This window comes from Massilia sp. CT11-137, from assembly GCF_047302885.1.
Lineage (GTDB): Bacteria > Pseudomonadota > Gammaproteobacteria > Burkholderiales > Burkholderiaceae_D > Telluria > Telluria orientalis.
This window is the reverse complement of record NZ_JBKYMP010000002.1, coordinates 283,717-307,565: the sequence shown is the minus strand read 5'-3', so window position 1 is coordinate 307,565 and position 23,849 is coordinate 283,717. Positions and strand designations below refer to the sequence as shown.

Genomic DNA, 23,849 nt, shown 5'->3' with positions numbered 1-23,849 from the left:
AAGGATCAGCGGTAAGCGGGATTCCAGCGCAGGAAGCGGCGTTCCAGGCCGCGCGCCGCCAGGTCGGCAGCCTTGCCCAGCAGGGCGTACAGCAGCACGCCGACCAGCACGACGTCCGTCTGCAGGAATTCGCGCGCATTCATCGTCATGTAGCCGATGCCGGCCTGCGCGGAAATGGTTTCGGCGACGATCAGGAGCACCCAGACGAGACCCAGCGAGAAGCGCACGCCGACGAGGATCGACGGCAGCGCACCGGGCAGGATCACGTCGCGGTACAGGGCCCAGCCGGACAGGCCGTAGCTGCGCGCCATCTCGATCAGCCCCGCGTCGACCGAGCGGATGCCGTGGAAGGTATTCAGGTAGACGGGGAAGAAGACGCCCACGGACAGCAGGAACAGCTTCGCGGCTTCGTCGATGCCGAACCACAGGATCACGAGCGGGATCAGCGCGAGCGCCGGGATGTTGCGCACCATTTGCACGGTCGTGTCGAGCAGCGTCGCGGCGCGCCGGCTGCTGCCGTTGAGCAGGCCGAGCGCGAGGCCCAGCGCGGCGCCGAGCCCGAAGCCGGCCGCCGCGCGCCACAGGCTCACGCGCAGATGCGTCCACAGCTCGCCGGACCCGGCCAGGTCGCCGAACGCCTTCGCCACGGCCAGCGGCTCGGGCAGGATGCGCGTCGACAGCAGGCCGGTGCGCGACGCGGCCTGCCACGCCACGATCAGGAAGACCGGCAGCGCCCACGGCGCCAGCGGGGCGAGCAGGCGTTTCAGGGACACGGATCCGCCGGGCCGCGCGGACGCCGGCAGCGTCTGGACCGCGGGCCGCATCACGCCACCTTCTTCGGCAGGATATCGACGGCCATCACTTCGCCGAACGGGCCGGTAATGGAATGCTCGCCGTGCTCCTTGCCTTTGCCGAGCAGCGGGAACACGAGTTCCGCGAAGCGGTACGACTCTTCCAGGTGCGGGTAGCCGGACAGGATGAATGTCTCGATGCCGAGGTCCTGGTACTCGCGCATGCGCGCGGCCACGGTCTCCGGATCGCCGACGAGCGCCGTGCCCGCGCCGCCGCGCACGAGGCCCACGCCGGCCCACAGGTTGGGCGCCACTTCCAGCTTGTCGCGCCGGCCGCCGTGCAGCGCGGCCATGCGGCGCTGGCCCACCGAATCCATCTTCGCGAACGCCGCCTGCGCCTTGGCGATGGTGGCGTCGTCCAGGTGGCTGATGAGTTTATCGGCCGCGGCCCACGCTTCCTCGTTCGTCTCCCGGACGATCACGTGCAGGCGGATGCCGAATTTCACCGTGCGGCCGTGCTTCGCGGCGCGCCCGCGGATGTCCGCGATCTTCGCCGCCACGGCGGCCGGCGGCTCGCCCCACGTCAGGTAGACGTCCATCTGCTCCGCGGCCAGTTCGTGCGCCGCTTCCGACGAGCCGCCGAAGTACAGCGGCGGATACGGCTTCTGCACGGGCGGATAGAGTGTCCGCGCGCCTTTCACGGTCAGGTGCTTGCCCGCGAAGTGGAAACCCTCGTCGCCGCCCTCTCCGGCCAGCGCGGCGCGCCAGATACGGATGAATTCATCCGAGATCTCGTAGCGCGTCTCGTGGTCGGCGAACACGCCGTCCGCTTCCAGCTCCGCCTGGTCGCCGCCCGTGACGACGTTGATCAGCAGGCGGCCGTTGGACAGGCGGTCGAACGTCGACGCCATGCGCACGGACAGGCCCGGCGTCGACAGGCCGGGACGGATCGCGACGAGGAATTTCAGCTTGCGCGTGGCGTGGATCAGCGACGACGCGACGACCCACGCATCCTCGCAGGAGCGGCCGGTGGGCAGCAGCACGCCATCGTAGCCGAGCGTGTCGGCCGCCACGGCGATCTGGCGCGTGTAGTCGGCGTCGACGGGGCGGGCACCCTTGCTGGTGCCGAGGTAGCGGCTGTCGCCGTGGGTCGGGATGAACCAGAAAACGTTCGGACTACTCATGGCTTATTCCTTCGCGAGCAGGTTGGCGGGCGGCTGCGCATCGCGCACGACGATCGGTTTCGGGATCAGCTTGAGGCTGTGGAACGTATCCGCGATCTTCTGCTGCGCGGCCAGCACGCCCGGCGTCACCGTGCGTACGCCGTACGCATAGCGCCGGGCCGCGAGGGCCACGACGTCCACGGGGAGGCCCGTCTGCGCCGCGAGGATGGTCGCGACTTCCTGCTGGTGCGTGCGGCCCCACTCGTCGACCTTGGCCAGTTCGTCGATCACGGTGCGCACGACGTCGCCATACTGCTCGGCGAACGGGCGCGCGGCCACGTAGAACTGGTGGTTGGCGGCCAGGCCCTTGCCATCCGCGAGCACGCGCGCGCCCAGCTGCCTCTCGGCCGCGGCGAGGAACGGGTCCCAGATCACCCAGGCGTCCACGGCGCCGCGCTCGAACGCGGCGCGCGCCTCGGCCGGCGGCAGGTACACGGTCTGGATGGCACGGTAGTCGACCCCGGCCTTTTCCAGCGCCTTCACGAGCAGGTAGTGCACGTTCGAGCCCTTGTTGAGCGCAACCTTTTTCCCTTTCAGTTCCGTCACGCTGCGCAAGGTGGAATTCTTCGGCACGACGATCGCCTCGGAGTCCGGCGACGGCGGCTCGTTGCCGACGTAGACCAGGTTGGCGCCCGCGGCCTGGGCGAAGATCGGCGGCGCTTCGCCGACCGTGCCGAAGTCGATGCTGCCCACGTTCAGGCCTTCGAGCAGCGCGGGACCGGCCGGGAACTCGGTCCACTTGACCGCGATGTTCTTCTCGGCCAGGCGTTTTTCAAGCGTGCCGCGGCCCTTCAGCAGCGTGAGGGTGCCGTATTTCTGGTAGCCGATGCGCACCTCGCGGGACGCGCCCGCGGCACGCGCCAGCGGCAGATCGGCGAAGGGGGCCGCCACCGCGGCGGCGAACAGCAGGCCGAGCGTGCGGCGGCGCTGGCCGCGCCGCGTGCCGGCATCGAACGAATCAGTCATGGGGGTGATCCTTTTTATCGTGATGGTCAGGCGGCGACGGCGAGTACGTGGGCGGCCGGTGCCACGCGCTGCAAGTCGTCGTGCAGCTGCGCGACGCCGGCGGCGATGCGCGCGGAGATCGCCGGCACCGGGCGCAGGCCCAGCTCCGGATCCCACGGCAGCTGCTCCGACGTGGCGAAGATGCTGGGCAGGATGTGACGCGGCGCGAGCGAGGCGAGCACGGGGCGCAGCGCGTAGTCCAGCGCCAGCATGTGCGACTGGCTGCCGCCGGTGGCGAGCGGCAGCACGAGCTTGTCCGCCAGGCCGTCCTGCGGCAGCAGGTCGAGGAAGGCCTTCAGCACGCCGCTGAAGGAGGCTTTATGGATGGGGGTGCCGATGACGATCGCATCGGCGTCGCGCACGCGGGCGACGGCGTCTGCGATGGCGGGATCCTTGACGTCGGCGCGCAGCAGCGCCAGGGCGGGCAGCTCGCGCACCTGCAGCGCGCCGGTGCGATGGCCCAACGCGGCCAGGCGTTCGCCCACCAGTTGCTGCAGGCGCCACGTCGTCGAAGGAAAGGATGGGCTTCCGCCCAGCAGGAGAACAGTCATGGTCGTTCCGGGTCGATGAGATGGACACAGGCTACTGCTGCCCTCATCGAAGCGGAACGAATGCTTTTACGTTTTGATATGCCGTTTTCGTTAAAAGATTTCGCGCATATGCATTGTCGACGGCTAGATGACGACGCCCGCCTCGGGCACCGGCTGGAAGCGCGGCAGGACGACGCGGAACAGGGTTCCCTTGCCCACTTCGCTCTGCACCTCGAAGCGGCCGCCGTGCTTCTGCACGATCCCGTACGACAGCGACAGGCCGAGACCCGTGCCTTTGCCCACCGGCTTGGTCGTGAAGAAGGGTTCGAAGATGCGGCCCAGCCGGTCCTCGGGGATGCCGGTGCCGGTGTCCTCCACCTCGATCCACACGTGCTTCTCGTCGTGGGCCGTGCGCAGCGTGATGCGGCCGTGCTTCTCGATCGCGTGCGCGGCATTGACCAGCAGGTTCATGAAGACCTGGTTCAGCTGCGACGGGTAGCATTCGATCTGCGGGATGCTCCCGTACTCCTTGGTCACCTCGGCCTTGTACTTGATCTCGTTCCAGACCACGTTCAGGGTGCTGTTCAGGCCCGCCTCGATGTCGGCGTACTGCAGGTCGCCGCCGTCCACGTGCGAGAAATCCTTCATGTCCTGCACGATGCGCCGGACGCGGTCGATGCCGTCGAGGGATTCGCGCAGCAGCGGCTCCAGGTCCTCGCGCAGGTACTCGGCGTCGACTTCCTCTTTTACCCGCGCGATGCCGGCGCGGTCTTCGGGGCTGAACGCCCCTTCCAGCGCCGCGTAGCTGTCGAGCAGCCGCAGCATGCCCTGGGCGTACCGCTGCAGGCTGCCCAGGTTCGAATTGACGAAGCCGATCGGGTTGTTGATCTCGTGCGCGACGCCGGCCGCCAGCACGCCGATCGACGCCATCTTCTCCGACTGCAGCAGCTGGCTCTGGGCCTCGCCCAGCTTCTTGATCAACTCCGCCTGGCGCGCCTTTTCCTTTTCCAGCGTCGCATTCGCCTCCTGCAGGGCGCGCGTTCGTTCGCGCACCTTCGATTCGAGCTGGTCGCGCGACTCGCGCAGCGCTTCCTCGGCCCGGTGGCGTTCGGTGACGTCGGTGTAGCCGAACACCCGCCCGATGATGCGCTCGCCCAGGAACTGCGGACGCGAGCGGCATTCGAAGAAGCGGCCGTTCTTCAGGCGGAACAGGTCCTGCGTCTCGGTCGTATCGGCCACCTGGCGCAGCTGGCTGCGGATCAAGTCGCCCTGCTCCACCTGGCCCGCGATGTATTCGACGATGCCGTCGTCGTCGCCGGCCTGCAGCAGCGCGGCCGGGATCTCCCACATCGCCGAGAACAGGCGGTTCATGCTCGTGATCTTGCCGTGCCAGTCGACCACGAGGATGCCGTCGGCGGTGGACTCCAGCGTCGTGCGCAACTGGGCCAGGGTCTGCTCGAGCAGGGCCTCGACCTGGCGCTCGTGGCGGCAGTCCTGCGCGCGCACGAGCAGCAGCGGGCGGTCGCCGTCGTGGAGTACGTTCACCGACTTCATCACCGTCAGCAGCGACGTGTCGGCGCACAGGTACTCGCCCTCCTGCGCCTCGAAGCCGAGATACTGGCCGCCGCGTACCTCTTCCCAGTAGAACACGTCCTGCAGCGAGCTTTCGATGTCCGTGATGAGCATGTCGCGCAACTGCGCGGCCGCGTAGCCGAGCGTCTGTTCGACCTTGCGGTTGGCGACGAGGATGCGCAGGTCGGCCGGATCGACCAGCATCACCATGTGCGGGCTGTGGTCGACCATCAGCTGGTGCAGGTTCATGGCTGGCTCCTCCGCGCCGGGTCACCCGCGTCGAAGTAATAGCTGACGCGTTTGCGCGGGCTGAGGTAATTGTAGATGTCCTTGGGCACCTGGGACGGGCGGATCGACTTCACGATGTTCAGGTCCGGCTGCGTCTCGAGGTTGACGACGATCGCTTCCTCGCGCGGCACGCTGGCCTCGTAGATCATCACCTGCGGCCTGGTCGGCTTGGCGGTGTTGACGTTGACGCACATGCCGACGACGCCGTTGGCCAGCTGGACGATCGTGCCCGGCGGGTATACGCCGAGGCAGCGGATGAACACCTGAAGCAGCTTCGGGTCGAAGCGGCTGCGCATCTTGGCGAACATCAGCGACAACGCCTCGTGCGGCGTCAGCGAATCGGCCGGGTTGCGCGGGTTGCACAATTCGTCGTAATGGTTCGCGATCGCGACGATGCGGGCGAGGATGCTGATCGCCTCCCCTTGCAGGTGGCGCGGATAGCCGCTGCCGTCGAACATCTCGTGGTGGTCGCGGATGATGGCCAGCGCGGGTGCCGCGAGGCCCAGCTTCCTTCCGATCTCGTAGCCGCCCTCGCAGTGCGTTTCGACCAGCGCCTGCTCGGCGTGGTTGTAGGCATCGAGCTTGTTCAGCACCTTGTCCGGGATGTTCTTCGTCCCGACGTCGTGGAACAGCGCGCCCATGCCGAGCAGGCTGGCCACCTCGTGCGGCAGCTTGATGTCGCGCGCGATCATCATCGACAGCATCGTGACGTTGAGCGAGTGGACATAGATTTCCTCGCCGCCCAGCTTGTCGCCCATCAGGTTGATCGCCAGCTCGGGCGCGGACAGGATCGAATCCGTGATCTGGCCGATCAATTTGCCGGCCACGCGGACCGTCTCGGCCGGCTGGGAAAACAGGTTGCGGTCGATGTCGCGGACCGCGCGCGCCGTGTTCACGAACGCCTGCTCGATGCGCGCCGCGTTCTCGCGCTGCTCGCGGATGCGTTCCATCATCTCCCGTTTCGCCGCCATGACCGGCGACTCGGCACGCGCCTCCGGCGACATCGGCGCCGGCACCGCCGGCACAGGCTGCGCCGATGCCGGTGCGGCCGTGGGCACGGGCCCGTCGCTGAGCGCGGGATCGACGCGGACCGTGGCCAGGCCCAGGCCGCGCAGGATGCGCAGCTGGTCCTCGGTCTTGACCTTGAAATGGCTGAACGCGAACGGGTGCTGGAACCATTTCAGGTCCAGGTAGACATACAGGCCGATCTGGACCTGGTCGATTGGGATAGTGACTGTATCGGCCATGAAAACGCCTCCTTCCAGACCGAAAGTATCAACCCCCACCCATTTCGGTCAAGAAACATTTGTTGCCTTGTGGAATTGATGACACAATCCCGGCGGCGGCGCCACAATCAGTCGCCCATCACCACCCGGTTGCGGCCCTGCTGCTTGGCGCGGTACAACGCCTTGTCGGCTGCCCAGAACAGCGCCTCGGCATCCTGGGCGTGGGCGGGATAGGCCGCGACGCCGAACGACGCCGTCACCTTCTGCGGTCCCTCGCCCTCGGGGTGCGGCGCGATGGCGGCCAGCGCGATGCGGATCGCCTCCGCGCGCGTGCCAGCGTCCGCCGCCGCGCACTCCGGAAGCAAGAGTACCATTTCCTCGCCGCCGTAGCGACAGGCGATGTCCCCTTCGCGGACACCCAGGCGCAGCTGCTGCGCGATGGTGCGCAGCACGGCGTCGCCGACGGCGTGGCCGTAGTCGTCGTTGACACGTTTGAAATGGTCGATGTCGACCAGCACGAGGCTCACGGGCACGTTCTTGCGGCGCGCCCGCGCGAGTTCGCGTTTCAGCGCGGCGTCGAAATGGCGCCGGTTGAACAGGCCCGTGAGCGGATCGAGCACCGATTGCCGGCGCAGCGATTCGCGCAGGCGCGCATTCCCCAGCGCCAGCGCGAGCTGCTCGGCGACCGTCACCGCGAGGCGTTCCTGTTCTTCGTAATCCGGACCGGCGGCCAGGCCCTCGAGGTGCAGCATGCCCACCAGTTCATCGTGCGTGACGAGCGGGATGCACAGGCGTGCCGCCGCTTCATCCGCCGGCTTGCGGTAGTGCGCGCACGGCAGGTCGTCGGAACTCGCCGTGCGGTAGCGCGCCCCGTGGCGCAGCGACCAGCAAGACTCGATGTCGATCTCGGAGGGTTGCCCGGACGGCGTGCCCCATTGCGTGTGCCGGTCCAGCACATGGTCGTCCTCGTCGCGCAGCAGGAACAGCGTGCCGGACACGCCGGGCAGCAGCTTCGGCAGCGAGCGCGCGATCACGGGCGCGGCATCGGGGATCGACGGCACGGCCTCCACGGCGCGCAACAGTTCCGCGACAAATTTCAGTTCGCGGTTATGGCGCGTCGTCAGCGCGACGGCCTCCGCGAGCTGGCCGGTCTGCGTCTCCAGCTTCCCGGCGATGGCGCGGCGCGCGCGCAGCATGCGCATCGTGACCAGCAGCAGGATACCGAGCGCGATGATGTTGCAGGCGGTGGCGGCAACGCTCACGGTGAACGAGCGCGCCGAACGGGCCAGCAGGTCGGCCTGCAGCGCGTCGCGGCGCGCGCTGCGCCGCGTACGTTCCGCCGCGACGATGCGGCGCAGGTCGTCCATGTACTGCTTGCCGCGCAGGGAGCCGACGACGCGTTCCGTCGCCTCGAATCCTTCACGGCGGCGCAGCCGGATGGTCTCGTCGAGTTCCGCCAGCTTCAGTTCCGCGAGCCGCTCGATGCGCCACGCGGTGGCCCGCTCGGCATCCGTGCGCGCCTTGTCCTTGGCGTCGTGCAGCGCCGCGGGCAGCGTGCGCCGGACCTGCTCGTACGGCTCGAGGAAGACGTCGTTGCCGGTGATGACGAAGCCGCGCTGCGCCGTCTCGGCGTCGCGCATGGATGTCAGGATGTCATCGAGGCGCTGCTGCGCGCGCAGCTCGGCGCGCGATTGCGCCAGCAGCACGTTGACGGAGCGGTTCAGCCAGAACGGCACCGCCGCGATCAGGACCATGACGAGGAAGACGGCCAGGGCGACGAACTTCAAATGTCTTGCGCTGCGCATGCGGGGGTGGTCGGGACTCGGTTGCTATAAGGCAAGGCAAAATAGCACAACTCGAGCGCGCACGGTTGAATTGGACGATTTCGTAACTGGGGCCCACATTTGTCGATGCGCTCACTCGTAGCGCAACGCCTCGGCCGGCCTGACTCGCGCGGCCGACCAGCTCGGGTACAGCGTGGCGATGAAGGCCAGCAGCACGGCCACGCCGCCCACGCGCCCGACGTCGCTCCACAGCAGGTCGGATGGCATCTCGCTGATGAAATAGATGCCCTTGTCGAGGAAATGCACGCCGAACGCGTGCTCGATAAACCGGACGATCACGTCGACGTTGAGCGCCACCGCGACGCCGAGCCCCACGCCGATCAACGTCCCGAGCAGCCCGACGAGCGTGCCCTGCACCATGAAGATCCGCATGACGGCACCCGGGGACGCGCCCAGCGTGCGCAGGATGGCCACCTCGGCCTGTTTGTCGCGCACCGTCATGACGAGCGTCGAGACGAGATTGAACGCGGCCACCGCGACGATCATGGCGAGGATGATGAACATCATGCCCTTTTGCGACTGCACGGCGGCGAACCACGTGGCGTTCACCCGCGACCAGTCGCGCATGACCAGTTCGCCTGTCATGCTGCGCTTGAGCTCCCGCGCCACGCGCGGGGCGGTATCCATGTCCGCCAGCCGCAGGCGCAGGCCCGCTGGCGCCGTGACGCCCTGCAAACGCTCGGCGTCGTCGAGATGGACGAAGGCCAGGGTCGAATCGAACTGGTAATGCCCGGCTTCGAAGATGCCTGCCACCGTGAAGGTGTGCGGCCGCGGCAGCATGCCCGCGACGCCGCGCTGCCCGGGCGCGGCCGGCGCCGCCGTCAGCACGGTAATGCGCTCGCCAACGCCCACGCCGAGCGCACGCGCCAGTGCGCTGCCCAGCACGATGTTCGACGAGCCGGCACGCAGCGCGTCCAGGCTGCCCTCGCGCATCTGGCGCGCGACGTCGGACACTTGCGTCTCCATGGCCGGCAGCACGCCGCGGATCACGGCCGGTTTCATCGTGTCGTCGCGCACGAGCATGGCCTCGGTCTCGACGAACGGCGCGGCGCCGCGCACCTGCGGATTGCGCGCCGCTTCCCGCGCCGCCGCCTGCCAGTCGGGCATGCTGCCGCGCGCATCGAAGATCTCGATGTGCGCCACCACCGACAGCATGCGTGCCGTGACTTCCTTCTCGAAGCCGTTCATGACGGACAGGACGACGATGAGCGCCGCCACGCCCAGCGCAATGCCGGCCACGGAGATCAGGGAGATGAACGAGATGAAGCTGTTCCGGCTGCTGCGCTTGCCCGCGCGGGTGTAGCGCAGGCCGATGACCCATTCATAGGGCAGGTTCATCGTTTGCCCGGAACATGCCTGGGAAGCTGCAGGATGGCCTCGGCGTTCGACGACGAGAAGCACCGGTCGGCCGCCTCCAGCAGCGGCAGCCATGCGTATTGCAGGTGCTCGCGCGGTGCGAGGGTGATCGGGATGTCGCGCGGGACGCAGACGGAGAACACGTGTTCCGTGTTGTGGGTGACGCCGGGCGCGTAGCGGTGGCGCCAGGTCTGGTAGATCTCGTAGACGTTGGACAGGAGCCAGTCCTTGAGGACGATGCGCTCGCCATCGGCCACGATGCCCGTTTCCTCGAACAGTTCGCGCGTCGCCGTTTCCAGCAGCGGTTCGTCGGGGCGGTCGAGGGAACCGGTGACGGATTGCCAGAAGCCGGGGCGGTCGGCGCGTTCGATCAGCAGGACGTCCAGGTCGGCGGTGTGGATGACGACCAGAACGGATTCGGGGATTTTGTGGGGCATGGCATGATTGTAACGCTATGCGAACGTCACGCGTGGGCACGGGGTGCCCACCCAACGGCAGGATTTCGCAGGGTGGGCACCCCGTGCCCACCAAACGCATCCGTTACGCGACCTTCGGCTCGTTACGCAGACGGATATGCAGCTCTTTCAGCTGCTTCTCGTCGACTTCCGACGGCGCGTTGGTCAGCAGATCCTGCGCGCGCTGCGTCTTCGGGAACGCGATCACGTCGCGGATCGACTCGGAGCCGGTCATCAGCGTGATCAGGCGATCCAGGCCGAACGCCAGGCCGCCGTGCGGCGGGGCGCCGTACTGCAGGGCGTCGAGCAGGAAGCCGAACTTCAGCTGCGCTTCTTCCGCATCGATCTTCAGCGCGCGGAACACCTTGCTCTGGACTTCCTCGCGGTGGATACGGATCGAGCCGCCGCCCAGTTCCCAGCCGTTCAGGACCATGTCGTAGGCCTTGGCGATGCAGGCGCCCGGGTTCGTCTCGAGCATGTCTTCGTGTCCGTCCTTCGGTGCCGTGAACGGGTGGTGCGTTGCGTTCCAGCGGTCGCCTTCGTCGTCGTACTCGAACATCGGGAAGTCGATGACCCACAGCGGCGCCCAGACGTCGTCGAACAGGCCGGCCTTCTTGCCGAATTCGGAGTGGCCGATCTTCACGCGCAGCGCGCCCATCGAGTCGTTCACGACCTTGGCCTTGTCCGCGCCGAAGAAGATCAGGTCGCCGTCTTCGGCGCCGGTCAGTTCCAGCACCTTGGCCAGCACGTCGTCCGAGATGTTCTTGACGATCGGCGACTGCAGGCCTTCGCGGCCCTTGGCCTTCTCGTTGACCTTGATGTAGGCGAGGCCCTTGGCGCCGTAGATGCCGACGAATTGCGTGTACGCGTCGATTTCCGAACGCGGCATCGAACCGCCCTGCGGCACGCGCAGGCCGACGACGCGGCCGCCCACCATGTTGGCGGCGTTGTTGAAGACCTTGAATTCGACGGTCTTCATCAGCTCCGTCAGTTCGGTGAACTGGAGCTTCACGCGCATGTCCGGCTTGTCCGAACCGTACGAACCCATCGCGGTCGCGAAGTCCATGACAGGGAACGGGTTCGGCAGGTCGATGCCGGCGGCGTTCTTGAAGACGACGCGCATCATGTCTTCGAACAGGTCACGGATTTCCTGCTCCGTCAGGAACGACGTTTCGCAGTCGATCTGGGTGAATTCCGGCTGGCGGTCGGCGCGCAGGTCTTCGTCGCGGAAGCACTTGGTGATCTGGTAGTAGCGGTCGAAGTTGGCGACCATCAGCAGCTGCTTGAACAGCTGCGGCGACTGCGGCAGCGCGAAGAAGTTGCCCGGGTTGACGCGCGACGGCACCAGGTAGTCGCGCGCGCCTTCCGGCGTGGACTTGGTCAGCATCGGGGTCTCGATGTCGATGAAGCCCAGGTTGTCCAGGTACTTGCGCACTTCCATCGACACCTTGTAGCGCAGGCGCAGGTTGTGCTGCATCTGCTGGCGGCGCAGGTCGAGCACGCGGTGCGTCAGGCGCGTGGTTTCCGACAGGTTGTCGTCGTCCAGCTGGAACGGCACCGGCACCGAAGCGTTCAGCACTTCCAGCCTGGTGGTGTTGATCTCGATCTTGCCCGACTTCAGGTTGGCGTTGGCGGTGCCCTCCAGGCGGTTCACGACGGTGCCCGTCACGCGCAGGCAGTACTCGTTGCGCACGTGCTCGGCGACCTTGAAGACCTCCGCATTGTCGGGGTGGCAGACGACCTGCACGAGACCTTCGCGATCGCGCAGGTCGATGAAGATCACGCCGCCGTGGTCGCGACGACGGTGCACCCAGCCGCACAGGCTGACGGTTTGGCCCAGCAGCTCTTCGGTCACGAGGCCGCAGTAGTGAGTACGCATGGAGGACATAGTTTTTCGATCCTGGTTGGTTGATTCGGTGGCCCGCTTCTGGCGGGCCTGGATTCTTTGCTGCCTTGTTGGTTCTATTCCGCGGCGGCGGCGGCGGGTGCCCCGGCCGCTGCATCGAGCGGCGACGGCGGCGACGGCGGCGCCACGACGCCCATCGAGACGATGTACTTGAGGGCCGCGTCGACCGTCATGTCCAGCTCGACCACGCGGCTCCGTTCCATCATCAGGAAGAAGCCGGAAGTCGGGTTCGGGGTGGTCGGCACGTACACGCTCACGTACTCGCCCACCAGGTGGTTCTTGACGTCGCCGCCCGGCACGCCGGTCAGGAAGGCGATCGTGTACGAATTCTCGTGCGGGTACGGGATCAGCACGGCCTTGCGGAACGCGTTGCCCGACGACGAGAACAGCGTGTCCGACACCTGCTTGACGCTCCCGTAGACCGAGTTCACGACGGGAATGCGCTGCAGCAGCCGCTCCCACATGCGCACGAACCATTTGCCGACCAGGTTATTGGTCAGCACGCCGGTCAGGAACACGATGGCCAGCGTGATGATGGCGCCGAGGCCCGGGATGTACGTGCGCGGCTGCCACTCGCTCGGGACGAGCACGAGCGACTGATCCAGCGTGCTGATCACGAAGTTCAGCACCCAGGCCGTGATCGCCAGGGGAACCAGGACCAGCGCGCCGGTAATGAAATATTTACGCATCGATTGTCGTGACGGATCTCGTCCGAGGATTTGTCGGGTGCTCATTATGCGCCGGCCGCGATGGGCCGGCGCCGCGGTCAGGTACTGCTGCCGTCCTTCGCCGGCGCGGCGGCCGGCGTCGGCGCGGGCGACGCGTCGGTGCTGCTGCCCGTGCTACTGTCGGACGACGTCGACGATGGGGCCGTGCCCGTTGCCGGCGTAGAGCCACCGCGGAAGTCGGTCACGTACCAGCCAGTACCTTTCAATTGGAAACCGGCGGCGGTGACTTGCTTCTTGAACGATGACTTGCCGCACGAAGGGCAAACGGTCAGAACCGGATCGGAAATCTTTTGCAGTACATCCTTGGCAAAACCGCATTCATCGCAGCGGTAGGCGTAAATCGGCATCTGAATACTCCGCAAAAATCATCAAAACCCTGAATTATAAAGCTTTTACGGAGCCGATGGACGCCTGGCCGGCTTGGTGCATTGTGGAAACAGTGTTGTTTTTCGTCAGCGCACGATTGTTTCTGTTTGCCGAACGTCAACTTAACTGATTAAATAGCATTCTTAGCAGCAATGCTGCACGAGGATTAAGAAACAGAAGTTTGCGCGACCGGCTTCCGGCCCGCCGCAATACCGCAGAAAAGCACTTCACTCGGGCCCGCTTGCGGGCCCTTTTCTTTTTTATCGGCGCTGCCAGATCATCCAGCGTTCCTTGCCTGCGAACACGGGAATCGAATCCTCGACGGCCTCATCGGCCACGCATTCGAACGTGGGCGTCAATAAGCCCTCCAGTTCCTCACGCGTGATGCCGAACGGCGGCCCCTTCGGCACCTGGTCGAAATAAAAATATCCAGCCAGCAGGCCGCCCTGCCCCAGCAGTTCCGCCCAGCGCCGCGCCACGTCCGGCCGGCGTGCCCCCGGCAGCGCGCACAGGAACGCCTGTTCGTAGACGAGATCCAGCGGCTTCTCCGGCGCATACGCGAAGAAATCGGCTTGCCGGATGCGGTCCGCCCACGGTCCGGCCAGCGCGCGGGCGCGCGCGACGGCTTCGGGCGAGAAATCGATGGCGGTGGCGTCCCAGCCGGACTCGCACATCAGCGTCAATTCGTGCGCGGAGCCGCAACCAGGAATCAATGCCGACAACGGACGCGCCGATGCGCAGACGAACCGCCGCAATGCCGCCGACACTCCACCCCGCTCCCACGGCGTGAAACTGCGCTCGAAGCGCTCGTCCCAGAATTGCGGCGACAGCGGATCGCGGCTGGCGAAAGCGGGCGGTGCCGCCATCACGGCGTCCAGTGCAGGTGCCCCGCGACCTCCAGACCGACGACGATCACCGTCAGTACGCCCGTCACGCAGGCGAGGAAGGCCAGCAGGCGATTGGTGCGGCGCTGCTGGTCGACCAGCTTGGCCATCAGGTCGCCCATGTCGAGGTCGCTGTACGCCCGCTTGTGCAAGACCTGGTGCACGAGACGGGGCAGCTGCGGCAGGATCTGGCCGAAGCGCGGCGCCTCCGCCTTCAGGCGCTCGGCCATGCCGCGCCAGCCGACCTGCTCGGCCATCCAGCGCTCCAGGTACGGTTTCGCCGTCTTCCACAAGTCGAGGTCCGGGTCGAGCTGGCGGCCCAGGCCTTCGATGTTCAGCATGGTCTTCTGCAACAGCACGAGCTGCGGCTGCACTTCGACGTTGAACCGGCGCGACGTCTGGAACAGGCGCAGCAGCACCTGGCCGAACGAAATGTCCTTGAGAGGACGATCGAAGATGGGTTCGCACGTCGCGCGCACGGCGGCTTCCAGTTCGTCGACGCGGGTCTCGCGCGGCGCCCAGCCCGATTCGATGTGCGCCTCGGCCACGCGCTTGTAGTCGCGGCGGAAGAAGGCGAGGAAGTTCTGCGACAGGTAATCTTTATCGAAATCGTTCAGCGTGCCGACGATGCCGAAGTCCAGCGCGATGTAGCGCCCGAACGTGTCCGGATCGATCGACACGAGGATATTACCCGGGTGCATGTCCGCGTGAAAAAAGCCGTCTCGAAAAACTTGCGTGAAGAAGATTTCGACACCGTCGCTGGACAATTTCTTGAGGTCGACGCCGGCCGCGACGAGGCGGTCGGTCTGCGAGATCGGGATGCCGTTCATGCGCTCCATCACGATCACGCTGCTGGAACAATAGTCCCAGTACATCTCCGGCACCATCAGCAAATCGGAATTCGCGAAATTGCGGCGCAGCTGGCTCGCGTTGGCGGCCTCGCGCATCAGGTCGAGCTCGTCGTGCAGGTATTTGTCGAACTCGGCCACGACCTCGCGCGGCTTCAGGCGGCGGCTGTCGGCCCACACCTTTTCGATGAGGCCGGCGGCCATCTGCATCAGGGCAATGTCTTCATCGATCGTGGTCTTCATGCCCGGACGCAGCACTTTCACCGCGACCTGCTTGCCATTCTTGAGCTCGGCAAAGTGCACCTGGGCGATCGATGCGGATGCGACCGGCGTGCGCTCGAACGACGCGAACAATGTTTCCGGCGAGGCGCCGAGGGAACGCGTGATCTGGGCGACGGCCAGGTCGGAATCGAAAGGCGGCACGCGGTCCTGCAGCAGCGACAGCTCGGCCACGATGTCGGGCGGCATCAGGTCGGGCCGGGTCGACAGCACCTGGCCGAATTTCACGAAGATCGGACCCAGCTCTTCCAGCGCGAGACGCAGGCGGATCGCGCGCGGCGACGTGATGCGACGCCAGAAGAAGACGGTATTGATCAGGCGGGCGGTGCGGGGTACGTGGAGGCCGGAAATCGCGATCTCGTCCAGGCCATACTTGACGATGACGGTGAAGATCTTCAGCAGGCGCAGGAATTTCAGGATCATCAGTGGTCCGAAGGCGTGTCAGGGGTCGTCGGAACGGGAGCGATGCTGTGCGCGGCAAGCTTCTGCTCCAGTTTGGCGATGCGCTTGGCCGTGCGTTCGACGTCGTCGCGCAGGCGGCCGACGTCGTCGGCGAAATCATCGACAGTCGCCGGGCGCACGAGCACGCGGCGTTCTTCCAGCAGGAATTCGGCGACGTTTTCCGCGAGCCGGCGTCCGGCCGTGGCCGCGCCCGTCACCGCCGAGCGCGCACCGCCGGCGAGGCGCACGGCGCCGATCGGCCCCACCACGCGCTCGAGATCGTGCTCGGCATCCCAGCGCAGGCCCTTGGACAATTGCGAGATCGTGTTGGCGAACTCGGCATCGCCCTCGATCCGTACGTACGAAAACGCGCGGTCGCGGTTCTGCAGGATCAGCGGCAGGTCGGAGAGCTTGACGTGGATGGTGACGCTGGCCGCGTCGTCGACGCCCGCCGTCTCGAGCATGCCGTCGCGTGCGACGCGCATGCGCAGGGCCAGGTGGCCCGTATCGATCACGGCGGTCTTGCCGGCATGGCGCATCAGCGCGTCGCGCGCCCAGGCTTCCTGCGCCAGCAAGTGATTGATCGTCGCGACGGCCGGAGCCGACGGCGACAGGAAAGAGGGAGTCGAAGACATGACCATTTTCGTCTGCACAAAATAAAACCGCCCGGCACTGGACACGTCGAAAAACCTGCTGCGCGTTGCACTGCTGTGCTGCGATGCTCGCTGTACTCCTCGTACAGCTGCGCTTCTCCCACAGCATTGCGGCCGCTTGCGACGGTTTTTCGAGGTGCCCGTAGGTCGGGCGGTTTCGATCTTACCAGTTCACCAGAGCATAAACCCTAGAGCACGGAACTTTTCTTGCGAAAATTTTAAGTGATCTGCTGAATGCCCGCCAGGACCCAGCCGCCATTGCCGGCGAGCGGCTTGGCCAGGTTCCAGACTTCGACGAACGGTTCCGGCGCCGCGCCCGGCGCGTTGCGAATCATGCCGTTGAACTGGACGCTCGCCAGGTAATCGCGGTCGGTCGTCTCGATGCCCAGCAGCTGCGAATCGATGTTGACGACTTCCGTGTAGTCCGGCTGGCCGCCCCGTTCCTGGATCTGCAGCGACAGTTCGGCGTACACCTCGGGCGACGTGAATTCGCGCAGGTCGGCGAGGTCGCCGCGGTCCCACGCCGCTTGCATGCGGATGAACGAGGACCTGGCGTGGCGCAGGAACGCTTCCGTGTCGAACCCGGCCGGCACGCCCCACTGCTCGTGCGCGGGCGCGGCCTTGTCGAGCGACGGCGCATTCGAGAAGCCCGACTGGAAGCCGCCCTGGTTGCCGGCATAGGCATTGTTCAGGCCCGAACCGATTTCCGGCGTGGCCGAGGCCGGCACGGGATGCTGCTGGTTAAAGCCCGTAAAAGTCGGGTTGGCCGGCGTGTCCTTGCGGCGGAACATGCGGATGATGAACATCACGGCGAACACGAGCAGCAGGATCATCAGCAGCGACGACAGGGCGCTGGCCATCGCGCCGCCGATGCCGAAGTGCGAGAACAGCGCGCCCAGGCCGAGGCCGAGCAATGCACCGCCCAGCACGCCTTTCCACATGCTCGGCCGTTTCTGCGGCACCTGGGCCGGCGCCATGGGAGCCGGCGCCGGCCGTTGCTGGTACGACGGCTGCTGGTAAGGTGCGGGGGCCGGTGCGGGCGCCGGGGCGCGCATGCGGCTCACGGACTGCGACTGGCGGCCGAACGAACGGCCACCGCCGACCGGACGCGCATCGGCGACGCTGGACAGCGTCATCAGCGCGATCATCATGCTGGCCAAAAACTTTTTCATCAGCTCACCTCAAAGTTTGATGCCGGTGTGCAGTGCGGCCACACCGGCCGTCAGGTTGTAGTACTGCACTCTTTCCAGGCCTGCGGTTTCCATCATGCCCTTCAGCGTTTCCTGGTCCGGATGCATGCGGATCGATTCCGCCAGATACCGGTAGCTTTCCGCATCGTTGGCGATGCGCTGGCCCAGCCACGGCAGCACCGAGAACGAATACACGTCATACGGCTTTTGCAGCGGCGCCGCCACTTTGGAAAACTCCAGCACCAGTAACTTGCCGCCCGGCTTGAGCACCCGGCGCATTTCCGCCAATGCCTGATCCTTGTGCGTCATGTTGCGCAGGCCAAAGGCCACGCTGACGCGATCGAAATAATTGTCCGGGAACGGCAGTTTTTCCGCGTCACAGAGCAAGGTGGGGGTGACCAGACCTTTGTTCAATAGACGATCGCGGCCCACGCGCAGCATCGACTCGTTGATGTCCGTGAGCCAGACCTCGCCGCTCGGCCCCGCCGCCTTGGCGAATGCCTTCGACAAGTCGCCCGTACCGCCGGCGATGTCGAGCACCTTGAAGCCGGGACGAATGCCGGCCTGGGCGATGGTGAACGCCTTCCACACGCGGTGCAGGCCGGCGGACATCAGGTCGTTCATCACGTCGTATTTGGACGCGACCGAGTGGAATACCTTGGCTACCTCGTGGACCTTCTCGTCTTCCGAGACGGTCTTGTAGCCGAAATGGGTGGTGTTGGTCATAGTAGCAAGCCGTTTAGTCTTGCCACATTATACAAGCCGGGGTCCGCCGCCCGACTTAAAGATGACTTACCCGGGCGAACGCGAAGAAAACGTTTGCGTCGACGTCAATGTCGGCTTTACCACACAAGATAACAAACGTGCATCCCAATTGTTAAAACTCTGCTTATAATGGTTTTCGCTTGCGCACAGTCAGGAACAGGGATGTTTATCGCTTAACCATGTGCTGCCGGCGATACTTCATGACTTGTTAAAAAAATTTCTAGAGAGAGAAACAAATGGCGACTGGCACCGTGAAATGGTTCAACGACGCAAAAGGCTTTGGCTTCATCAAACCTGACGATGGTGGCGACGATCTGTTCGCACACTTCTCGGCCATCAATTCGGCAGGCTTCAAATCGCTGGCGGAAAACCAGCGCGTCACCTTCGACGTGACCTCCGGCCCGAAAGGCAAGCAGGCGTCAAACATCCAGCCGCAGTAATTCCAGGCCGGTAAACGAAAAAGCGCCGTGTGCAAACCGGCGCTTTTTTCGTTTTCGTCAGTGGCTGCACCCACCGCTGCCGCAACCGCCGCCTTTCGGCCCGGCCGCCGGCACGGCGCTGGCTTCGCGCCCGCTGTCGCCTTCATACCCCGCCGCATGCAGGCGGCCCAGGTAGTCCTGCCACAGCGTGGCCTGCTCGTTACCCAGCTTGTACAGGTAATCCCACGTGAAGATCCCGGACTCGTGGCCGTCCGTGAACAGCGGCTTGACGCCGTAGTTCCCGACCGGCTCGACACCGCGGATGCCCACGTCGCGCTTGCCGACCTGGAGCACTTCCTGGCCCGGGCCGTGGCCCTTCACTTCGGCCGACGGCGAGTACACGCGCATCAACTCGAACGGGATGGAGAACGCGGCGCCGTCGTCGAAGGCGATTTCCAGGATCTTCGATTGCTGGCGGATGGTGAGGTTGGTGGGGGTGGGCATAATTGGATCGGGAGCGTTGATTACCGTCGCTCCCGCGAAGGCGGGAGCCCAAGTTCTGCGTGCGTCGCGTCGGCGCTTGCGAAATTGGGTCCCCGCCTCCGCGGGGACGACGTGGATAGGCGAATTTTACCGCTTAATGAAGCGGCGCTTGATCGCCTCCGCCAGCTGTGGCACCAGCGCCCGGCGCGCGACGAGCACCGCCTCGTCCGTCGTCCGCTGCGCCTGCGCCCACACGGGCGCGGGGAAGTGCGCGTCGTCGGCGTAGCGCGGGATCACGTGCCAGTGCAGGTGCGGCACCACGTTGCCGAGGCTCGCCACGTTGACTTTCAGCGGCTGCATCACCTCGCGCACGGCGAGTTCGAGCTTGTACACGGCGTCGTTCAGCAGCAGGCGATCCGCATCCGCGAGGTCGCTCACTTCGCGCACGTGGTCTTTCCAGATCACGCGCGCGAAGCCGGGGTAGTTGGCATCGTCGACGAGGATGACGGCGAACTTGTCGTTGTCGACGACAGTCGGCACGGCCAGTTCGCACAACTCGCAACCCATCATACGAGCACCCGCTCGATGCCGCCGTTGTTGGCGTTGGCCACGTAGTTCGGCATCCAGTTCTCGCCCAGCAGGTGGCGCGCCATTTCGACAACGATGTAGTCGGCCGTGGTGCCCGAATCGTCGTTGTAGCGGTTCAGGCCCTGCAGGCAGGACGGGCAGCTCGTCAGGATCTTGACGTCGCCGCTGAAGCCGTCGGCGCGCAGCTTGTCGGCACCCTTCACCATTTCCTGCTCCTTGCGGAAGCGGACCTGGGTCGAGATGTCCGGACGGCTCACGGCGAACGTGCCCGACTCGCCGCAGCAGCGGTCGTTCTTCTCGATCTTGACGTTGTCGACGGTCTGCACGAGCGCGTTCACGGTCTTCGTCGAATCGCCCAGCTTCATCGGGTTGTGGCACGGTTCGTGGTACATGTAGCGCATCCCCGTCACGCCTTCCAGCTTGACGCCCTTCTCCAGCAGGTACTCGTGGATGTCCATGATGCGGCAGCCCGGGAAGATCTTCTCGAACTCGTAGGTCGCCAGCTGGTCGTAGCAGGTGCCGCACGAGACGAGGACCGTCTTGATGTCGAGGTAGTTCAGCGTGTTGGCCATGCGGTGGAACAGCACGCGGTTATCCGTCATCATCTTGTCGGCCTTGTCGTACTGGCCGGCGCCGCGTTGCGGATAGCCGCAGCACAGATAGCCCGGCGGCAGCACGGTCTGCACGCCCACTTCCCACAGCATCGCCTGCGTGGCCAGGCCCACCTGCGAGAACAGGCGCTCGGAACCGCAGCCCGGGAAGTAGAACACGGCTTCCGTATCGGCGTTGGTGACCTTCGGGTTGCGGATGATCGGGATGACCTTGTCGTCCTCGATGTCCAGCAGCGCGCGCGCCGTCTTCTTCGGCAGGTTGCCCGGCATCTTCTTGTTCACGAAGTGGATCACCTGCTCGCGGATCGGCGCCTTGCCGGTCGTCGGAGGCGGTGCCTTCGTCTGTTCCTTCGCGACGGCCTTCAGCACACTGCTGCCCAGGCGCTGCGCCTTGAAGCCCAGGTCGACCATCGCCTTGCGCGTCGCGTTGATCGTCGTCGGGTCGGTCGCGTTCAGGAAGAACATGGCCGCGCGGTGGGCCGGCTTGAAGCTGCGCTTGTCCATCTTGCGCAGCAGGTTACGCATGTTCATCGAGACGTCGCCGAAGTCGATGTTGACCGGGCACGGCGTCACGCACTTGTGGCACACGGTGCAGTGGTCGGACACGTCCTCGAATTCTTCCCAGTGGCGGATCGACACGCCGCGGCGCGTCTGCTCTTCGTACAGGAACGCTTCGATCAGCGCGGACGTCGCGAGGATCTTGTCGCGCGGCGAGTACAGCAAATTCGATTGCGGCACGTGCGTCGTGCACACGGGCTTGCACTTGCCGCAGCGCAGGCAGTCCTTGACGCTGTTCGCGATCTCGCCGATGTCGCTCTGCTGCATGATCAGCGATTCGTGGCCCATCAGGCCGAACGACGGCGTGTACGCGTTGCGCAGGTCGGCGTACGCGGTGTCGCTGTTCAGGAGCTTGCCCTTGTTGAAGCGGCCTTCCGGGTCCACGCGCTGCTTGTAGTCGCGGAAGTCGCGGATCTCGTCCTCGGTCAGGAATTCCAGCTTCGTGATGCCGATGCCGTGCTCGCCCGAGATGACGCCGTCCAGCGAACGCGCCAGCTTCATGATGCGCTCGACGGCCTTGTGCGCGTCCTGCAGCATCGCGTAGTCGTCCGAGTTCACCGGCAGGTTCGTGTGCACGTTGCCGTCGCCGGCATGCATGTGCAGCGCGACGAACACGCGCGAACGCAGCACGCGCTTGTGGATCGCGGTGGCTTCGGCAAGGATCGGCTCATAGGCCGCGCCGTTGAAGATCTGGCGCAGCGGCGCGCGGATCTCCTGCTTCCACGAGACGCGCACCGTGTGGTCCTGCACGACGTCGAACAGTTTCGCGCCCGGCTGCTGCGCGAGGCGCGCCTGGAACGTGCCGGCGAGACCATCGAGGCCGACGTCGGCCAGCTTGTCGAGCACGTCGCCCAGCGGCTGGTCGAGGTTCGCCGTGATCCAGGTCCAGCGCGCGGACACGCGGGCCAGCAGCTCGTCGGCCTGCTGCGGACGGTCGCCGAGGATCTCTTCCTTCGACACGCCTTCGCCGGTCGCGTCGTCCGCCTTCGTCACTTCCAGGTTCCCGGCCGTGAAATAGGCGTGCAGTTCCTCGACGAGCTGCAGCTTGTTCTTGATCGACAGCTCGACGTTGATGCGCTCGATGCCGTCGGTGTACTCGCCCATGCGGTTCAGCGGGATCACGACGTCTTCGTTGATCTTGAAGGCGTTCGTGTGGCGCGCGATGGCGGCCGTACGCGAGCGGTCGAGCCAGAATTTTTTACGGGCTTCCGGGCTGACGGCGATGAAGCCCTCGCCCACGCGCGTGTTCGCGAGGCGCACGACTTCCGACGTGGCCAGCGCGACAGCGTTCTCGTCGTCGCCGACGATGTCGCCGAACAGCGCCATCTTCGGCAAAGTGCCGCGCTTCGATTTCGTCGCATAGCCGACGGCCCGCAGGTAGCGCTCGTCCAGGTGTTCCAGGCCCGCGAGGCGCAGGCTGGCGAATTCCGGCTTGCCGCTCTTCGGCAGGCTGTCGAGGTAATCCTTGATCTCGACGATCGACGGGATCGCATCGCGCGCCTGGCCGAAGAATTCCAGCGCGACGGTGCGCGTGTACTTCGGCATCTTGTGCAGGATCCAGCGGCTTGAGGTGATCAGGCCATCGGTGCCCTCTTTCTGGATGCCCGGCAGGCCCGCGAGGAATTTGTCGGTGACGTCCTTGCCGAGGCCTTCCTTGCGGAAGCGGCGGCCTTCGATGGCCAGCGTCTCCGTGCGGAACGGCTGGCCTTTCGGCGCGCCCTTCTCGGACGGGTGCGTCCATTCGAGCTTGAACGTGGCGACCGGGGCGTCGTGGATCTTGCCCAGGTTATGGTCCACGCGCGTGACGTCGAGCCAGTCGCCGTTCGGGTCGACCATGCGCCACGACGCGAGGTTGTCCAGCGCGGTGCCCCACAGGACGGCCTTCTTGCCGCCCGCGTTCATCGCGATGTTCCCGCCGATGCACGAGGCGTGCGCGGACGTCGGGTCGACGGCGAACACGAAGCCGGCCTTCTCGGCCGCCTGCGACACGCGCTGCGTGACGACGCCGGCGCCCGTGAAGATGGTCGCGTACTCGCGGTCGACGCCCGGCAGGCGCGTCATCTCGACCTCGCCCATCTGCAGCAGCTTTTCCGTGTTGATCACGGCCGACATCGGCGACAGCGGAATCGCACCGCCCGTGTAGCCGGTGCCGCCGCCGCGCGGAATGATGGTCAGCCCGAGTTCGATACAGCCTTTCACGAGGCCGGCAATCTCGTCTTCCGAGTCCGGCAGCAGGACGAGGAACGGGTATTCGACGCGCCAGTCGGTGGCGTCCGTCACGTGCGACGTGCGGTGCATGCCGTCGAAGCGGATGTTGCGCTTGTCCGTGTAGCGGCCCAGCACGGCCTTGGCGCGCTTGCGCAGGTCGTAGGTGACGGCGAATTCGCGGCCGAAGTCGTCGACGGCCTTGCGCGCGGCGACGAGCAGCTGCTCGACGGCGGCGCTGCGGCGCGCGGCCGTGGCGGGGTCGGACTCGCCGGCATCGACCGTCAGGCGGCGCTTGTCGACTTCCGCCAGGCGGTGATGCAGCGCTTCGATCAGCTTGGCGCGGCGCTTCGGGTTGTCCAGCAGGTCGTCCTGCAGGTACGGATTGCGGCGCACGACCCAGATGTCGCCCAGGACTTCGTACAGCATGCGGGCCGAGCGCCCGGTCTGGCGGGCACCGCGCAATTCACCCAGCAACTGCCACGATGACTCGCCCAGCAGCCGGATCACGATCTCGCGATCGGAGAACGACGTGTAGTTATAAGGGATTTCGCGCAGCCGGATGGGCGCGTTTTCTTCGAGCAGGGCGTGGATATTGGCAGGAGCGTTCATGGGGAGATCGACTGTCGTACTGA

General features: G+C 65.8%; 21 protein-coding genes. 1 reads left to right on the top strand and 20 read right to left on the bottom strand.

The window, feature by feature from the left end; genetic code table 11:
* Nucleotides 1–5 precede the first annotated feature (5 nt).
* The 17 genes from ssuC to ubiE all read right to left on the bottom strand — a co-directional run bounded on the left by ssuC (nucleotide 6) and on the right by ubiE (nucleotide 18,311).
* Nucleotides 6–824: an aliphatic sulfonate ABC transporter permease SsuC gene (gene ssuC, locus ACEN98_RS18125; protein ID WP_413389056.1), complete on the bottom strand. Its 819-nt coding sequence runs from the start codon at nucleotides 822–824 to the stop codon at nucleotides 6–8.
* Nucleotides 824–1,975: an FMNH2-dependent alkanesulfonate monooxygenase gene (gene ssuD / locus ACEN98_RS18120; protein ID WP_413386233.1), complete on the bottom strand. Its 1,152-nt coding sequence runs from the start codon at nucleotides 1,973–1,975 to the stop codon at nucleotides 824–826. The genes ssuC and ssuD overlap by 1 nt, the downstream gene beginning before the upstream one ends.
* A 3-nt stretch (nucleotides 1,976–1,978) precedes the next feature.
* Nucleotides 1,979–2,980: a sulfonate ABC transporter substrate-binding protein gene (locus ACEN98_RS18115; protein ID WP_413386232.1), complete on the bottom strand. Its 1,002-nt coding sequence runs from the start codon at nucleotides 2,978–2,980 to the stop codon at nucleotides 1,979–1,981.
* A 26-nt stretch (nucleotides 2,981–3,006) separates the two neighbouring features.
* A complete protein-coding gene (ssuE, locus tag ACEN98_RS18110) occupies nucleotides 3,007–3,570 on the bottom strand; it encodes an NADPH-dependent FMN reductase (RefSeq protein WP_413386231.1) in 564 nt (187 codons plus the stop codon).
* A gap of 123 nt (nucleotides 3,571–3,693) precedes the next feature.
* A complete protein-coding gene (locus ACEN98_RS18105; RefSeq protein WP_413386230.1) occupies nucleotides 3,694–5,370 on the bottom strand; it encodes an ATP-binding protein in 1,677 nt (558 codons plus the stop codon).
* On the bottom strand, nucleotides 5,367–6,656 hold the full coding sequence (locus ACEN98_RS18100) for an HD-GYP domain-containing protein (RefSeq protein WP_413386229.1): 1,290 nt from the start codon (nucleotides 6,654–6,656) through the stop codon (nucleotides 5,367–5,369). The genes ACEN98_RS18105 and ACEN98_RS18100 overlap by 4 nt, the downstream gene beginning before the upstream one ends.
* Nucleotides 6,657–6,763: 107 nt before the next feature.
* Nucleotides 6,764–8,440, bottom strand: coding sequence for a diguanylate cyclase (locus ACEN98_RS18095; RefSeq protein ID WP_413386228.1), 1,677 nt, complete (start codon nucleotides 8,438–8,440; stop codon nucleotides 6,764–6,766).
* A gap of 111 nt (nucleotides 8,441–8,551) precedes the next feature.
* Nucleotides 8,552–9,817 carry a lipoprotein-releasing ABC transporter permease subunit gene (locus tag ACEN98_RS18090; protein ID WP_413386227.1) on the bottom strand — a complete coding sequence of 422 codons (1,266 nt, stop codon included), beginning with the start codon at nucleotides 9,815–9,817 and terminating at the stop codon, nucleotides 8,552–8,554.
* Nucleotides 9,814–10,272: a dihydroneopterin triphosphate diphosphatase gene (gene nudB, locus ACEN98_RS18085; RefSeq protein ID WP_413386226.1), complete on the bottom strand. Its 459-nt coding sequence runs from the start codon at nucleotides 10,270–10,272 to the stop codon at nucleotides 9,814–9,816. Before nudB ends, ACEN98_RS18090 begins: the two co-directional genes overlap by 4 nt.
* A gap of 103 nt (nucleotides 10,273–10,375) precedes the next feature.
* The gene (aspS, locus tag ACEN98_RS18080; protein WP_413339780.1) at nucleotides 10,376–12,169 is read right to left on the bottom strand and encodes an aspartate--tRNA ligase; all 1,794 of its coding nucleotides are present in this window, start codon (nucleotides 12,167–12,169) and stop codon (nucleotides 10,376–10,378) included.
* Between the two features lie 83 nt (nucleotides 12,170–12,252).
* Entirely contained in the window at nucleotides 12,253–12,885 is a 633-nt protein-coding gene (locus ACEN98_RS18075; RefSeq protein ID WP_413386225.1) for a DUF502 domain-containing protein, read from the bottom strand.
* Between the two features lie 77 nt (nucleotides 12,886–12,962).
* On the bottom strand, nucleotides 12,963–13,271 hold the full coding sequence (locus ACEN98_RS18070) for an FmdB family zinc ribbon protein (RefSeq protein WP_413386224.1): 309 nt from the start codon (nucleotides 13,269–13,271) through the stop codon (nucleotides 12,963–12,965).
* Nucleotides 13,272–13,550: 279 nt separating this feature from the next.
* Nucleotides 13,551–14,156 carry a methyltransferase gene (locus ACEN98_RS18065; RefSeq protein WP_413386223.1) on the bottom strand — a complete coding sequence of 202 codons (606 nt, stop codon included), beginning with the start codon at nucleotides 14,154–14,156 and terminating at the stop codon, nucleotides 13,551–13,553.
* Nucleotides 14,156–15,724, bottom strand: coding sequence for a ubiquinone biosynthesis regulatory protein kinase UbiB (ubiB, locus tag ACEN98_RS18060; protein WP_413339787.1), 1,569 nt, complete (start codon nucleotides 15,722–15,724; stop codon nucleotides 14,156–14,158). The genes ACEN98_RS18065 and ubiB overlap by 1 nt, the downstream gene beginning before the upstream one ends.
* A complete protein-coding gene (locus ACEN98_RS18055) occupies nucleotides 15,724–16,383 on the bottom strand; it encodes an SCP2 domain-containing protein (RefSeq protein WP_413386222.1) in 660 nt (219 codons plus the stop codon). Before ACEN98_RS18055 ends, ubiB begins: the two co-directional genes overlap by 1 nt.
* Before the next feature lie 230 nt (nucleotides 16,384–16,613).
* Entirely contained in the window at nucleotides 16,614–17,567 is a 954-nt protein-coding gene (locus ACEN98_RS18050; RefSeq protein ID WP_413386221.1) for a Tim44 domain-containing protein, read from the bottom strand.
* A gap of 9 nt (nucleotides 17,568–17,576) precedes the next feature.
* The gene (gene ubiE, locus ACEN98_RS18045; RefSeq protein WP_056126659.1) at nucleotides 17,577–18,311 is read right to left on the bottom strand and encodes a bifunctional demethylmenaquinone methyltransferase/2-methoxy-6-polyprenyl-1,4-benzoquinol methylase UbiE; all 735 of its coding nucleotides are present in this window, start codon (nucleotides 18,309–18,311) and stop codon (nucleotides 17,577–17,579) included.
* A gap of 275 nt (nucleotides 18,312–18,586) precedes the next feature.
* On the opposite strand from ubiE, the gene ACEN98_RS18040 reads away from it, so the two are divergent.
* On the top strand, nucleotides 18,587–18,790 hold the full coding sequence (locus tag ACEN98_RS18040; protein WP_413339701.1) for a cold-shock protein: 204 nt from the start codon (nucleotides 18,587–18,589) through the stop codon (nucleotides 18,788–18,790).
* A 57-nt stretch (nucleotides 18,791–18,847) separates the two neighbouring features.
* Here ACEN98_RS18040 and ACEN98_RS18035 read toward each other — a convergent pair whose 3' ends face one another.
* From ACEN98_RS18035 to ACEN98_RS18025, 3 genes are all read right to left on the bottom strand, one after another.
* Nucleotides 18,848–19,273 carry a gamma-butyrobetaine hydroxylase-like domain-containing protein gene (locus ACEN98_RS18035; RefSeq protein ID WP_413386220.1) on the bottom strand — a complete coding sequence of 142 codons (426 nt, stop codon included), beginning with the start codon at nucleotides 19,271–19,273 and terminating at the stop codon, nucleotides 18,848–18,850.
* A 126-nt stretch (nucleotides 19,274–19,399) separates the two neighbouring features.
* Nucleotides 19,400–19,822 carry an HIT family protein gene (locus ACEN98_RS18030; RefSeq protein WP_413386219.1) on the bottom strand — a complete coding sequence of 141 codons (423 nt, stop codon included), beginning with the start codon at nucleotides 19,820–19,822 and terminating at the stop codon, nucleotides 19,400–19,402.
* On the bottom strand, nucleotides 19,819–23,826 hold the full coding sequence (locus ACEN98_RS18025; RefSeq protein ID WP_413386218.1) for a DUF3683 domain-containing protein: 4,008 nt from the start codon (nucleotides 23,824–23,826) through the stop codon (nucleotides 19,819–19,821). Before ACEN98_RS18025 ends, ACEN98_RS18030 begins: the two co-directional genes overlap by 4 nt.
* Nucleotides 23,827–23,849: the final 23 nt, after the last annotated feature.

Bases quoted from the DNA above. Each gene is read 5' to 3' on its own strand.
- ACEN98_RS18030 (WP_413386219.1), bottom strand. From the start codon at position 19,822: ATGATGGGTTGCGAGTTGTGCGAACTGGCCGTGCCGACTGTCGTCGAC.
- ACEN98_RS18050 (WP_413386221.1), bottom strand. From the start codon at position 17,567: ATGAAAAAGTTTTTGGCCAGCATGATGATCGCGCTGATGACGCTGTCC.
- ACEN98_RS18075 (WP_413386225.1), bottom strand. From the start codon at position 12,885: ATGCGTAAATATTTCATTACCGGCGCGCTGGTCCTGGTTCCCCTGGCG.
- ACEN98_RS18065 (WP_413386223.1), bottom strand. From the start codon at position 14,156: ATGGCGGCACCGCCCGCTTTCGCCAGCCGCGATCCGCTGTCGCCGCAA.
- ACEN98_RS18025 (WP_413386218.1), bottom strand. From the start codon at position 23,826: ATGAACGCTCCTGCCAATATCCACGCCCTGCTCGAAGAAAACGCGCCC.
- ACEN98_RS18070 (WP_413386224.1), bottom strand. From the start codon at position 13,271: ATGCCGATTTACGCCTACCGCTGCGATGAATGCGGTTTTGCCAAGGAT.
- ACEN98_RS18090 (WP_413386227.1), bottom strand. From the start codon at position 9,817: ATGAACCTGCCCTATGAATGGGTCATCGGCCTGCGCTACACCCGCGCG.
- ACEN98_RS18105 (WP_413386230.1), bottom strand. From the start codon at position 5,370: ATGAACCTGCACCAGCTGATGGTCGACCACAGCCCGCACATGGTGATG.
- ACEN98_RS18035 (WP_413386220.1), bottom strand. From the start codon at position 19,273: ATGCCCACCCCCACCAACCTCACCATCCGCCAGCAATCGAAGATCCTG.
- ACEN98_RS18115 (WP_413386232.1), bottom strand. From the start codon at position 2,980: ATGACTGATTCGTTCGATGCCGGCACGCGGCGCGGCCAGCGCCGCCGC.
- ssuD (WP_413386233.1), bottom strand. From the start codon at position 1,975: ATGAGTAGTCCGAACGTTTTCTGGTTCATCCCGACCCACGGCGACAGC.
- ssuE (WP_413386231.1), bottom strand. From the start codon at position 3,570: ATGACTGTTCTCCTGCTGGGCGGAAGCCCATCCTTTCCTTCGACGACG.
- ACEN98_RS18100 (WP_413386229.1), bottom strand. From the start codon at position 6,656: ATGGCCGATACAGTCACTATCCCAATCGACCAGGTCCAGATCGGCCTG.
- ACEN98_RS18055 (WP_413386222.1), bottom strand. From the start codon at position 16,383: ATGGTCATGTCTTCGACTCCCTCTTTCCTGTCGCCGTCGGCTCCGGCC.
- ubiE (WP_056126659.1), bottom strand. From the start codon at position 18,311: ATGACCAACACCACCCATTTCGGCTACAAGACCGTCTCGGAAGACGAG.
- ssuC (WP_413389056.1), bottom strand. From the start codon at position 824: ATGCGGCCCGCGGTCCAGACGCTGCCGGCGTCCGCGCGGCCCGGCGGA.
- ACEN98_RS18040 (WP_413339701.1), top strand. From the start codon at position 18,587: ATGGCGACTGGCACCGTGAAATGGTTCAACGACGCAAAAGGCTTTGGC.
- ubiB (WP_413339787.1), bottom strand. From the start codon at position 15,724: ATGATCCTGAAATTCCTGCGCCTGCTGAAGATCTTCACCGTCATCGTC.
- aspS (WP_413339780.1), bottom strand. From the start codon at position 12,169: ATGCGTACTCACTACTGCGGCCTCGTGACCGAAGAGCTGCTGGGCCAA.
- nudB (WP_413386226.1), bottom strand. From the start codon at position 10,272: ATGCCCCACAAAATCCCCGAATCCGTTCTGGTCGTCATCCACACCGCC.
- ACEN98_RS18095 (WP_413386228.1), bottom strand. From the start codon at position 8,440: ATGCGCAGCGCAAGACATTTGAAGTTCGTCGCCCTGGCCGTCTTCCTC.